At 59.9% G+C, this 12,668-nt stretch carries 9 protein-coding genes; 3 read left to right on the top strand and 6 right to left on the bottom strand.

Translation table 11 applies throughout. From position 1 onward, the window contains the following. Window positions 1–2: 2 nt before the first annotated feature. From DFS28_RS13785 to tadA, 3 genes are all read left to right on the top strand, one after another. Window positions 3–302, top strand: a complete 300-nt coding sequence (locus DFS28_RS13785; protein WP_111450263.1) for a PTS transporter subunit EIIB — start codon at window positions 3–5, stop codon at window positions 300–302. Between the two features lie 294 nt (window positions 303–596). After that, on the top strand, window positions 597–1,973 hold the full coding sequence (locus tag DFS28_RS13780) for a multicopper oxidase family protein (protein ID WP_111450262.1): 1,377 nt from the start codon (window positions 597–599) through the stop codon (window positions 1,971–1,973). After that, window positions 1,973–2,470, top strand: a complete 498-nt coding sequence (gene tadA, locus DFS28_RS13775; RefSeq protein WP_008042399.1) for a tRNA adenosine(34) deaminase TadA — start codon at window positions 1,973–1,975, stop codon at window positions 2,468–2,470. Before DFS28_RS13780 ends, tadA begins: the two co-directional genes overlap by 1 nt. Window positions 2,471–2,604: 134 nt before the next feature. Here the strand turns inward: tadA and cmoB are convergent, their stop codons facing one another. The 6 genes from cmoB to DFS28_RS13735 all read right to left on the bottom strand — a co-directional run bounded on the left by cmoB (window position 2,605) and on the right by DFS28_RS13735 (window position 12,456). Then, the gene (cmoB, locus tag DFS28_RS13765) at window positions 2,605–3,561 is read right to left on the bottom strand and encodes a tRNA 5-methoxyuridine(34)/uridine 5-oxyacetic acid(34) synthase CmoB (RefSeq protein WP_111450261.1); all 957 of its coding nucleotides are present in this window, start codon (window positions 3,559–3,561) and stop codon (window positions 2,605–2,607) included. After that, window positions 3,558–4,337, bottom strand: coding sequence for a carboxy-S-adenosyl-L-methionine synthase CmoA (gene cmoA / locus DFS28_RS13760; RefSeq protein WP_178082213.1), 780 nt, complete (start codon window positions 4,335–4,337; stop codon window positions 3,558–3,560). Before cmoA ends, cmoB begins: the two co-directional genes overlap by 4 nt. A 153-nt stretch (window positions 4,338–4,490) precedes the next feature. Next, complete coding sequence (locus DFS28_RS13755; protein WP_111450259.1) at window positions 4,491–5,126, bottom strand: lysoplasmalogenase; 636 nt, start codon at window positions 5,124–5,126, stop codon at window positions 4,491–4,493. Window positions 5,127–5,128: 2 nt separating this feature from the next. After that, window positions 5,129–5,521 (bottom strand): protease inhibitor I42 family protein, encoded by a 393-nt coding sequence (locus tag DFS28_RS13750; protein WP_111450258.1) that lies wholly within the window; start codon window positions 5,519–5,521, stop codon window positions 5,129–5,131. Window positions 5,522–5,733: 212 nt separating this feature from the next. Beyond that, a complete protein-coding gene (gene lon, locus DFS28_RS13740; protein ID WP_111450256.1) occupies window positions 5,734–8,151 on the bottom strand; it encodes an endopeptidase La in 2,418 nt (805 codons plus the stop codon). 879 nt (window positions 8,152–9,030) lie between these two features. Next, complete coding sequence (locus DFS28_RS13735; RefSeq protein ID WP_146604228.1) at window positions 9,031–12,456, bottom strand: hypothetical protein; 3,426 nt, start codon at window positions 12,454–12,456, stop codon at window positions 9,031–9,033. Window positions 12,457–12,668 lie beyond the last annotated feature (212 nt).

The following is a 12,668-nucleotide window of genomic DNA, read 5'->3' as shown; positions in this document are numbered from 1 at the left end:
ACATGTTCGAGAAAATGCAGCGGGCGTTCTGGAAAGCGTTGACCCCGGATCTGGTGGTGGATGAGCCGAAAGTGGTGGCTCAGCCTGTTTCTGGTCTGGCCCCAGAAATCGTGGTCGCTCTGGGCGGTGTGGATAACCTCAAGGCGCAGCAGCCGGTGGCGCTGACCCGGGTTCGGGTGGAGTTGCGGGATGTGGCGCGGATGGATCGGCAGGCATTAAATACGGCGGGGGTACCGGGGGTGATGATGTTGGACGGAGGTGTTGTGCATTTGTTGATGGGGTTGGTGATTGCCGGGCGTTAGGTGATCAGATTCAAGAGCCACCCCTCACCCCAGCCCTCTCCCCACGGGGGAGAGGGGGGAAAGGGAGCCGATCTTCAAGCTTTTCAAACCTGAGTTCGACTCGGTTTTTCAGGTCGATGTAGCTCCAAGAACAACTCGGTCAGTCCCCTCTACCCCCTGGGGAGAGGGTTAGGGTGAGGGGCGGCCTCTGCGGCCATCCGCCGCGTCACCCTTACTGTTTCTCATCCGCAGGTGTATCGTATTCGCCTTTTACAGGCTCTATGCCTGTCGCTGATACGTGAGGTAGTTGAGTTCATGTCCTTTACCCGTCGCCAAATCCTCGGTGGCCTGGCCGGTCTTGTTGTCGTTGGTGTCGGAGCGGGGGGCGCGTCGCGGTACTGGTTGGGCAAGATGGCCGACGCCGACGCGGGCCACGACTACGAGCTGATTGCCGCACCGCTGGACGTTGAACTGGTGGCCGGGCACAAGACCCAAGCCTGGGCGTTCGGCCCGTCGGCGCCGGGCACCGAGTTGCGCGTGCGTCAGGGTGAATGGCTGCGGGTACGTTTCATCAACCACCTGCCGGTTGCCACCACCATTCACTGGCACGGCATTCGCCTGCCGCTGGAAATGGACGGCGTGCCCTACGTCTCGCAGCTTCCAGTGCTGCCGGGCGAATACTTCGACTACAAATTCCGCGTGCCCGACGCCGGCAGCTACTGGTATCACCCGCATGTGAACAGCAGCGAAGAACTCGGTCGCGGGCTGGTTGGCCCGTTGATCATCGAAGAGCGCGAGCCTACCGGCTTCAAGTACGAAAAGACGTTGAGCCTCAAGAGCTGGCACGTCGATGAAGAGGGCGCTTTTGTCGCGTTCAGCATTCCTCGCGAAGCGGCCCGTGGTGGCACGGCGGGGCGCCTGTCGACCATCAATGGCGTCGCGCAAGCGGTGATCGAATTGCCTGCCGGGCAGATCACCCGGGTGCGCCTGCTCAATCTCGATAACACCCTGACCTACCGACTCAACATTCCTGGCGTCGAAGCGCAGATCTACGCGCTGGACGGCAACCCCATCGAACCGCGCCCGTTGGGCAAGGAATACTGGCTCGGCCCGGGCATGCGCATTTGCCTGGCGATCAAGGCACCACCGGCCGGTGAAGAACTGTCCCTGCGAAATGGCCCGGTACGACTGGGCACGTTCCGTTCGGTGGCGAACAGCGATGCGCCGACCCAGTGGCCACCCGCACTGCCCGCCAACCCGGTGGCCGAGCCGGACCTGGCTAACGCGGAGAAACTCAACTTCAATTTCGAATGGGTAGGCTCAGTGTCGGTGAATGTCGATAATGGCAAGCCGCCAAGCCTGTGGCAGATCAACGGCAAGGCTTGGGACATCACCGACAAGACTTGCGCCGACCGCCCGATTGCCAAGCTCAAGAAGGGCAAGAGCTACATTTTCGAATTGAAGAACATGACTCAGTATCAACACCCGATTCACCTGCACGGCATGAGCTTCAAGGTCATCGCCTCGAACCGGCACAAGGTTATTCCGTACTTCACGGACACCTACTTGCTGGGCAAGAACGAGCGCGCGCAAGTGGCGCTGGTGGCGGATAACCCAGGGGTCTGGATGTTCCATTGCCATGTGATCGACCACATGGAAACCGGCCTGATGGCCGCCATCGAGGTGGCCTGATGCGTCAGATACGCCCCGCCGCAATCATCGACCGCAGTCGTGATCGTGACTTCATGCGCGAGGCCCTGGCCCTGGCCGCCCAAGGCGCGGCCCTGGGTGAGGTGCCGGTGGGCGCGGTGCTGGTTCAGGACGGTGAAATCATCGGACGGGGTTTCAACTGCCCGATCAGCGGCAACGACCCGAGTGCTCACGCCGAGATGGTCGCGATCCGCGCTGCCGCGTTGGCCGCCAGCAACTATCGTCTGCCCGGCAGCACGCTGTACGTGACGCTTGAACCGTGCAGCATGTGCGCCGGGCTGATCGTGCATTCGCGGATTGCACGAGTGGTGTATGGGGCGCTGGAGCCGAAGGCCGGGATTGTGCAGAGTCAGGGGCAGTTTTTTACCCAGGGATTCTTGAATCACCGGGTGCTTTACGAAGGTGGGGTGTTGGCTGAGGAGTGCGGGGCGGTGTTGAGCGAGTTCTTCAAGGCCCGAAGAGCCAAACCAGCAGACTAAAACACCAGTCCAGTGTGGGAGCGGGCTTGCTCGCGAAAGCGTTGGATCAGTCAACATCTCTGTTGAATGTTAGTCCGCATTCGCGAGCAAGCCCGCTCCCACGTTTGATCTCCATGGGGAGGGAGATCGGTGCTTTACTTGCGGGCGACGATGACGGCGCGCATCGGCGCGGGCAAGCCCTCGATGGTCTTGCTGTGATCTTGCGGGTCAAGGAAATCGCTCAGCGACTGATACTTCATCCACTCCGTCCCGCGCTGTTCCTCGACCGTCGTCACGCTCACATCCACGCAACGCACATCGCTGAACCCGGCACGGCGCAGCCATAGCTCCAGCGCCGGTACTGACGGCAGGAACCACACGTTACGCATCTGCGCATAACGGTCTTCCGGTACCAGCACCTGCTGCTGATCGCCTTCAATCACCAGCGTTTCCAGCACCAGTTCGCCGCCCTTGACCAGGCAATCCTTCAGCGCCAGCAAATGCTCGATCGGCGAGCGGCGATGATAGAACACGCCCATGGAAAACACCGTGTCGAAGCCTTCCATGTTCGGCGGCAGATCTTCGAACGGGAACGGCAGGTGCCAGGCATTGGGTTCGGACAGGTAACGCTGCACTGCCTGGAACTGGCAGAAGAACAACCAGTTCGGATCGACACCGATCACGCTGTCGGCCCCGGCACCGAGCATGCGCCACATGTAATAGCCGTTGCCGCAGCCGACATCGAGGATGCGTTTACCCTTCAGATCCAGATGCGGTGCAACCCGCGACCACTTCCAGTCCGAACGCCATTCGGTGTCGACATGCACGCCAAACAGATCGAACGGCCCTTTGCGCCACGGCGACAAACCCATCAGTGCGGTGCGCATCTGAACGCGGGTTTGGTCATCGCAATCGGTGTCCAGCGTCAGGCCGTCAAGTAGATCGACGACACTCGGCTGAATCTTCGGCAAAGCGTCCAGCGCACTTTGCCAGCGCTCCAGATCGCCATGACCCTTTTCCATTTTCTTGTCGAGTTGGGCCTGCAGGGTGTTCGCCCAGTCGGCCAGCGGAGTACCGGCCAGACGACGGGCGAGGGGAGAGAGATCAATCATGGCAAGGCAATCAACGAGGCAAAGTTAAGACACTGGAACCACGGCACGACTTTCGAGAACCCGGCGGCCAGCAGGCGCTCGCGGTGTTCTTCGAGGCTGTCGGGCTTCATGACGTTTTCGATGGCGCTGCGCTTCTGGGCGATTTCCAGTTCGCTGTAGCCATTGGCGCGTTTGAACGCGACGTGCAAGTCGGAGAGCAGCGCATGTTCTTCGAGGTCGTTGAAGCGCAGCTTCTCCGACAGAATCAGCGCGCCACCGGGCAACAGCGATTGGTGGATACGCGAGAGCAATGCAGTGCGCTGCTCCGGGGCGATGAATTGCAGGGTGAAGTTCAGCGCCACCACCGAGGCTGGCTGGAATTCGAGGGCCAGGATGTCGCCTTCGATCACTTCCACCGGCAGCAGCTCCTGGAACATCGAGTCCTGACCATTAAGGTATTCGCGGCAGCGTTCGACCATCGCAGCCGAGTTATCCACCGCGATGACACGGCAGCCGTCAGTGCGTACGTGTCGGCGCAGCGCCTGAGTCACGGCGCCCAAGGACGAGCCGAGGTCGTAGAGCACGCTGTTGGGCTGGGCGAACTGGGCGGCGAGCACGCCAAGGTTTTCAACGATGGTCGGATAACCCGGCACCGAGCGCTTGATCATGTCCGGGAACACCCGCACCACGTCCTCGTTAAAGGCGAAGTCAGGCACCTGGGCCAAAGGCTGGGCGAAAAGGCGATCGGATTCTTTGCTCACGGCGGTTCCAGCGGCATAGGTGGAAAAGGTCGGCATTTTAGCCAAATTGACGGGGCGATGCGCGGGTTGTCTGATAAACGCTGGGTAGGATCCGAGGTTTGCGTGTTCAGTGAGACCGCTTTCGCGAGCAAGCCCGCTCCCACAAGTACAGCGCTATTCCCTGTGGGAGCGGGCTTGCTCGCGAAGGATTCAGCGCGGTTTCTGAGTGAATGCCGACGCCGCAATCCCCCATTGCCCCAACCAATAGCTGAGGATGATCACGTAAGGCGCGGCATGAAACGGTGCGACGAATCGATTGATGCCAATCACGCTGTCCGAAAAAACAAACGCCAATGCACCGCCAGCCGCCAGCAGCGCCGAGCGTTTGGGCACATCGGTGCCGAGTCGAGCCAGCGCCCGCCAAAGCATGGCGCTGATGGCCAGGCCGTAGACGATCACCGGGATGAGCAGCGGACCCAGCCCATTGGAAATCAAGATCCCCAACAACACCGCGCCGACGCCCACAGCGATGATCAGTGGTAACAGCGCCAACCGCCGGCAATCACTCAAGTAGGCCTTCAGATACGCCAGATGCGCGACCAAAAATGCCCCGAGACCGAACACAAACAAATCCCCCGGCCATGCCAGCAACACATCGCCGAGCAGGGAGAAAATCAATCCAAGGCTGATCCAGCGCCGATATTCGCTGGGCGGTGCGTCATGCAACCAACCGAGCAGCGCCAATACCGGCAGCGGTTTGACCAGCAGGCAGAGCAACGCCGCATGCACACTGACGCCGTAGAGGAACGTCACCGCGCCCATCAGCGCCAGAATCAGCCAGCCCACGATCAGTTAACCGAGATCGCGCAGTCGAAGGTTTCCACTGCCGGTACTTCCGGTGCCCATGGCTGTGAGTAGGTCAGACGCAAACGGCCAGTGCCCGCGGCGAAGGACTGGAAGCGCCAGGTGGAGAGGCCAGCGCTGCCGACGATCCCCGCATCTTGCGGGTTGCTGTAGACCTCGGGGCTGAGCGCGCGCAATACGCCACCGGCCGAATCCTGGATCGCCCAGCGGTAACCCGTGGTCGGGTTGCTTGGCAGGGTCAGGATCAGGTTTTGCCCGTTGTGCAATTGCACTGGGCATTCGCTTTGTTTTTCCACGGTCACGTTCTGTTTCGGTTGCGTGGCGCACGCGGCCAGCAAGGAGAGGGCGAGGGGGACAAACAGGCGAGTGGGGGACATAAGGTCAGTGGCTCCGGCATTCACGACGAACGGCGAGCATAACTGAAGATGAGACAAAGTGTGACACGGGGGAGTCGGTGGTGTGAGTGCCGACGCCTTCGCGGGCAAGCCCGCTCCCACAGGTTCGGGGTGGACACAAATGTGTGACCACACTCGATCCCTGTGGGAGCGGGCTTGCCCGCGAAGGCGTCGGTACAGGCGCTACAGTTCTGTCAGAACAGGATTTTCGCCACATCCGCAAAGCGCTTGGCAAAGTGCACGGTAATCCCTTCTTTCAGATAATCCGGCAATTCCTCAAAGCTGCCACGGTTAGGCTCGGGCAGGATCAACTCGAAGATCTTCTGCCGCCGCGCCGCAATCACCTTTTCACGCACGCCGCCAATCGGCAGTACATGCCCGGTCAGCGTCAGTTCGCCGGTCATGGCGATGCCTTTTTTCGGTGGCTGGTTTCGGGCGAGCGAAAGCAGGGCGCTGGCCATGGTCACGCCGGCACTCGGGCCGTCTTTCGGGGTGGCGCCTTCCGGGACGTGCAGGTGAACGAAGGCTTCGTCGAAGAACTTCGGATCACCGCCGAACGACTTGAGATTGGAGCTGACGTAGCTGTAGGCGATTTCCGCCGACTCCTTCATCACTTCGCCCAATTGCCCGGTGAGTTTGAAGCCGCGGTTCAAGGTGTGAATCCGCGTGGCTTCGATCGGCAAGGTCGCGCCGCCCATGCTGGTCCAGGCCAGGCCCGTGATCACACCAGTCCCCGACAGCACTTGTTCATTACGGAACACCGGATGGCCGAGTGAAGCTTCCAGGTCTTTCGGCCCGAGCTTGATCACCGCTTTCGGATCGTCGATCAATTTCACAACGGCTTTGCGCACCAGTTTGCCCAGTTGTTTTTCCAACTGTCGCACCCCGGCTTCGCGAGCGTAGCCATCGATCAACGCCTTCAACGCGCTGTCGCTGATCGACAGGCTGCCTTTGGACACACCGGCCTTCTCAAGTTGCTTGGGCCACAAGTGACGTTTGGCGATGGCGATTTTTTCTTCGGTGATGTAACCCGACAGGCGAATCACTTCCATCCGGTCCAACAACGGGCCGGGGATCGAGTCCAGGGTGTTGGCGGTGCAGATGAACAGCACTTTCGACAGGTCCAGACGCAAGTCCAGGTAGTGGTCGAGGAATTCGACGTTCTGTTCCGGGTCAAGGGTTTCCAGCAGCGCCGAGGCCGGGTCGCCCTGGTAGCTCTGGCCCATCTTGTCGATCTCGTCGAGCATGATCACCGGGTTCATCACTTCGACATCTTTCAGCGCATGCACGAGTTTGCCCGGCTGCGCGCCGATGTAGGTGCGGCGGTGGCCCTTGATCTCGGCTTCATCGCGCATGCCGCCGACGCTGAAGCGGTAGAACGGCCGACCGAGGGATTCGGCGATGGATTTGCCGACACTGGTTTTACCAACGCCCGGCGGGCCGACCAGCAGCACGATGGAGCCGCTGATCTCGCCTTTGTAGGCGCCGACCGCGAGGAACTCGAGGATGCGGTCCTTGATGTCGTCGAGGCCGGCATGGTGTTTGTCCAACACCTTGCGTGCGTGCTTGAGGTTGAGTTTGTCCTCGCCGTACACGCCCCACGGCACCGAGGTTGCCCAGTCGAGGTAGTTGCGGGTGACCGCATACTCCGGCGAACCGGTTTCGAGGATCGACAGTTTGTTCATTTCCTCTTCGACGCGTTTTTGCGCCTGAGCCGGAAGAACCTTGCCAGTCAGCCGTTGCTCGAACTGCTCGATGTCGGCGCTGCGGTCGTCTTTGGTCAAACCCAGCTCTTGCTGGATGACCTTGAGTTGCTCCTTGAGGAAGAACTCGCGCTGATGCTCGCCGATCTTGCGGTTAACTTCAGCGGAAATTTCTTTCTGCAAACGCGCGACTTCGACTTCCTTGCGCAGCATCGGCAGGACTTTTTCCATGCGTTTGAGCATGGGCACGCAGTCGAGCACTTCTTGCAGCTCGCTGCCGGTGGCCGAGGTCAGGGCGGCGGCGAAGTCGGTCAGCGGCGACGGGTCATTGGGGCTGAAGCGATTGAGGTAATTCTTCAGCTCTTCGCTGTACAGCGGGTTGAGCGGCAGCAGTTCCTTGATCGCGTTGATCAGCGCCATGCCGTAGGCCTTGACCTCGTCGGTCGGCTCAGTGGGCTGGTGCGGGTATTCGACTTCCACCAGGTACGGCGGGCGATGGTGCTTGAGCCAGGTCTTGAGGCGGACGCGGGTCAGGCCCTGGGCGACGAATTGCAGTTTGCCGTTTTCGCGACTGGCGTGATGCACCTTGACCAGCGTGCCGTAGAGCGGCAGGGCCGAGGTGTCGAAATGACGCGGGTCTTCCTGGGGCGTGTCCATGTAGAACAGGGCCAGGGAGTGGTGATCGGATTTGCTCACCAGATCCAGCGTTTCAGCCCACGGTTCTTCATTGACGATGACCGGCAGTACTTGGGCCGGGAAGAACGGGCGGTTGTGGATCGGGATGATGTAGACCTTGTCCGGCAGGTTCTGGCCTGGCAGGGCGAGGCCTTTGCCGGTGGAGTGGTGTTCGGCGTTCTCTGGGTCGGCGTAGTCGCTCGGGTCTTCGGGGAATTCTTGCTGGTCGGTCATGGGGCACCTGCGCAATAGGGTATGGGTCTTAGATGGGGCAGGTGGGGGGTGGTTTCAATGGCAGAGGATATTTCTGGGTGTGTGTTCAGGGTTCGGACAGGTGTGCTTGACTTGGCGGCCGCAAGCTTACTTCTCGCGCGACACTTGTTATAGCCGGTATTCAGGCTTTTATTTCGATAACTTATGAATGACTGTCATTTATGACAGTAGGACAGTTGTCGTTCGGTACTGGAAATTGAGCACGAGCCCCTTCGCACTGAAGGGCTGGAGCGATACGGAAATAGGGAGATAAATGATGAGTTATCCAATTAGAACGGCCTAAAACGGATTCACCATTCTTGAGCATGATCCTGCGAATTCAGGTCAACGTTTTCAGGTCGAATATCCGTGGGGGAGTTTCAGTGGCTTGTTTAATACGTTGGAAGAAGCAAAACAGGTTGTCAATTCTCAAGTGGCAGCGGCGAGACAGCAATAAGGGCGGGTTAGGATATTAATAGAAAGGCAGGATGTTCAGCTGTGCGTTGTTTTTTTTGAAGGAGCGAGCCTGCGCGGAACGACAGCGTGTCAGGCAATCTCACTGTTGGATGTGAGAAAGCCTTCGCGGGCGGCCTCGCTCCTACAGGGATTTTGGATGTGTAAGTATTGAGTACAAAAAAAAGGCGACTCTCCAAGCAGGAGTCGCCTTTTCTTTAACCGCCGCTAAAACTAACTAGTAAATAAGTCCGGCCTCATTTTTCATGTCGATACCTGCTGCGCCTTCGGGCATGAAGCGATAGACCACGATAGATATTGTGGTCTGTCCCTGAATTCCCCGCCTTGCAGATGGTACTGCAAGGTGCGTTTGTTATTTCCGTTTGCTATCGCTTCGCTTAATGTAGGTTATACATAATTAAGAGGTCTCAGGCACCATACATTATCTAGACTGGCGGCTGCTCTTCTTGCTATCGTTAAGGTATTTAGACTATATGCAACACATAATCCCTCAATAGGCCTTGGAGTAAAATCAACACCTGTCCACTTCAGATCGTGAAACGGGATGGGATTATATACTCGGTTCATATCTTCGATACTAGGATAAGGTCCATTTTCATTGGTAATGAGTGGCGATCCGTTTTGGGATACCCACTGTTTCGCCGCGGAGTTGCTCATTTTGTTCGGACTTTCGATCAACTCCCATATATTGCTGGTTCGGACATCGTACGATGCGGTAGCTCCAGCACTATCCGTAACCGTTATACTCGCCGTACCATTTCGCTCGCCTGTCACTTTACCGGACGAATTAACGGTGGCTACTTGAATTTTACTTGAGCTGTATCTATATGGGGGTACCCCTCTAGTTGGTACGCGTGTTTGTGTATTTCCTATTGAGTCAGCACCCCTCTTCGGCCATGGCATCTTGACGGAGAATCCGCTTAAGGTCATCTGAGTAGTATCTATAATTAGTCTGTTAACCACGGTGAATGTCCGCTCTGCCGACGACACGCCAGTGCCATACAGCGCCTTGGCTTTGAAGCTGTGCGCCGCCACGCTCAGCCCCGACACCAGCAGCGACCAGACACCGGTGCCCTTGTCCGCCATGGCCTGACCTTTGGAGGTGGGGCCGTCGAACACTTCGACATTCTGCCCCTTGCTCGCAGTACCGCTCAGGGTGACCGCGGTCTCGACAGTGGTGCCGCCTTCAGCAATATCCTCCCCGCTTGGCGAGCCCTTGACCGAGGTGAGGGTCGGTGCTTCAACCGGCACGATGGTCAACGTGCGCACATTGGTATAGACCGTGGAGCTGTGGTAGCGCGATTGGGCATACAACCGACGGCCGCCCTGGGCCAGGGTGACCGGATGTTGCCAGTCGCCCGTGGTGGCGTTGGCGGTTGCGATCCCGTGGGACACCGCGCCGGCTCCGCTGCCTTCGTAGATTTCCACGCGCAGGCCGTTGCTCGCCTTGCCACTCAGGGTCAAGGTGGTGCTGGTGGTGGTGCCGGCTTCCGGAATCTCCTGGCCGTCGGCGTCCAGCACTTTGACCAGGGTCGGTGTAATGAGCGCCGTGACATTGATCGCTCGTGCCCCCGACTCCTCGCCGCTGCCATACAGCGCTTTGGCGGTGAAGCTGTGGGCCGTCTGGCTCAGCCCGGAGACCGAGAGGGTCCAGATACCCGTGGTCGCGTTCGCCGTGGCTTTGCCTCGGGAAGTGGCACCGTCGAACACTTCGACTTCCAGACCTTTGGTGGCGGTACCGCTCAGGGTCACTGCGGTTTCCACGGAATAGCCGTTGTCAGGAATCTCCTCCCCGCTCGGCGAGCCCTTGACCGAATCCAACGTCGGTTTGATCAGGGCCAGTTCCCTGACCGTGTACGTGCGTATTGGAAAGGTCACCGCCGTGGCGGCGTTCGATACCTTGTCGAAGTTGACCCGGAAGGTCACCTTCAGGTCGGTGCCGTCCTTCAGCGTTTTCAGCCAGACATGGGGCGCCAGGGTCACCAGCTCGCCCGTTTTGTTGTGGGCCTGGCCGGTCCAGACGATCGCTTCTGTCGCGTCACCGGCGGTGTCGGTCCCGTCATAACGCAGCCAGACCCGCTGGCCCGAGAGCTGAAGCGGCCAGGCGGCGATGCGCAGGTTTTCGGTGCCGATGAGGGTGCCGATGTTGAGTTCATTGCCCACCGCCCCTTCGATGGCCGGCGTTGGCAACGCGCCATCCTGGTTGGGGATGGCCTGTACGGTCAGGGTCAGCGGTTGCGAGGGTGGATAGGCTGTGCCGTCGCGAGTCACCGTGTAGGTCACCGTCACCGCTTTACCCAGGTTGAAGGCCACCACGCTGTTGGGGATCGGGATCTCCTTGCTACCGACCGTGCCCACATCGACGGGGGCTGAGGTGTGCGAGCCGCCACCGGCGGTCCCGGCCCAGGTCACGCTCAGCTTGTCGGAACCGAGCATGCCGGTGTAGTGCGGCACGACCACGGTCAGGAAGTCTTTGGCATTGATCGGGTTCAGCGTGCCGCCGGGGGCTTCTTTCACGCTCGGCGGTTTTAGCTCCAGCTGCGCGCGCACCCACAGATCCCGCTTGAACGAATGCCCCAAGGTCACACCGTCGCGCGTGATGAGGTAATCGATGCTCAGGGTGCCATCCAGATTGTTCGTCACGTACTGTTTGAGCACGGTGAACTTCACCGCCTTGCCGGCCGTTTGTGAGGTCAGGTCCACATAATCGCTGGTGCCGATGGCCGAACCCCGCCAGTGATAGGTCACCCGGTCCTTGTCCCGGGTTCCGAGAAACGGCATGACCAGCGTGGCCCCGGTAGACGGGACTTTATCCGGGTCCAACACGTCGCTGCCGGCCTCGACCTCTTCGACTTCCGGCCGAGGGAATTGCGGGAGCGCCACCCCCACCTGCATGAGGTAATGCTCCGATTCACGCACGCTGCGCAGGGCCACATCGTCGTTGGCCACCTTGTAATAGACGTCCACCTTCAGCCCATTGAACTCCCGGATCACGCTATTGCTCACGCTGCGCTGGATAGGCTGGTTCTCCGGCAGGTTGCCGGCCGGCCGCGCGTCTTCGTGATAGGGCGGTCTGCCACCGGGGCGAGGGGCTTCCCAGATCAGGGTCACCAGGTCGCTGTTCTGGCGGCCGGGGTAATAAGGAATATTCACCGTTGCCCAGGGCTCGTCCGGGTTGAGGATGGCGCCCGGGGCCTCGTCCACGCTGGGCGGCCGCAATGGGCTGATCTTGCCCTCGACACTGACGCTGGTGTTTTTCGAGGGGCGGTCCGTCACGCCTTGGCTTTTCAGCACATAGGACACGCTGGCCCGACCTTTGGCGATGGCCCTGACCTTGGCGTTGGGGATGCTGAATGTCACCGCGACCCCGACCCGACTGACCGGTCGCTCGATCGGCCCTTCGATGACCGGCGAGCCTTCGGCGGGCGTGCCGATCCAGGTCATGACGATGGTGTCGTTGACCTTGAAGTGCCCCCCCGTGGTATTGACCAGCACCGTCACGTCGGCATCACCCAGGGTCTCAAGGTCGATCACGTGAGTGACGGGATCCGCCTCCAGCACCAGCGGTGCATCGAGCCGATTGCCCCCCAGGTCGACCAGGATGTAGCTGATCGCCGACCAGGGCGAACGCTCGTCCGGGTGGTTGCCGACTTCATCCACCACCTGATAGGTCACGGCCACCCCGGCGCTGTCGCCGGCCAATTCAATCACGGTTTTGTCGAGGGTGATGATCAGCGGGTAATTAACCGGATCACTCGCCTGATCCTCGGTGACGGTAACGATTTTTTCTGCACGGCCCCAGGCGAGGCGCACACGGTCGTTTTTTCTCATAAAGGGGTAAGGCAGGATCGTGATCGGTACACCGGCTTCGGCCTCCCCCGGGCCCACGCCATTGTCGATGATCGCTGGCGGGATCCGATACTTGAGGTGCGAATGGCCGGGAGTCGCCTGGTCCTCATCGTAGCCGCCGGGGCGGTCGAGTTTGACCAGCAGCTTGAGCAGCGGCTGCGAGTCCTCCGGCTGTT

Origin of the sequence: Pseudomonas sp. 478 (assembly GCF_003254125.1) — a bacterium.
In the GTDB taxonomy this organism is placed as follows: domain Bacteria; phylum Pseudomonadota; class Gammaproteobacteria; order Pseudomonadales; family Pseudomonadaceae; genus Aquipseudomonas.
This window is presented reverse-complemented; position numbering and strand designations above follow the sequence as displayed.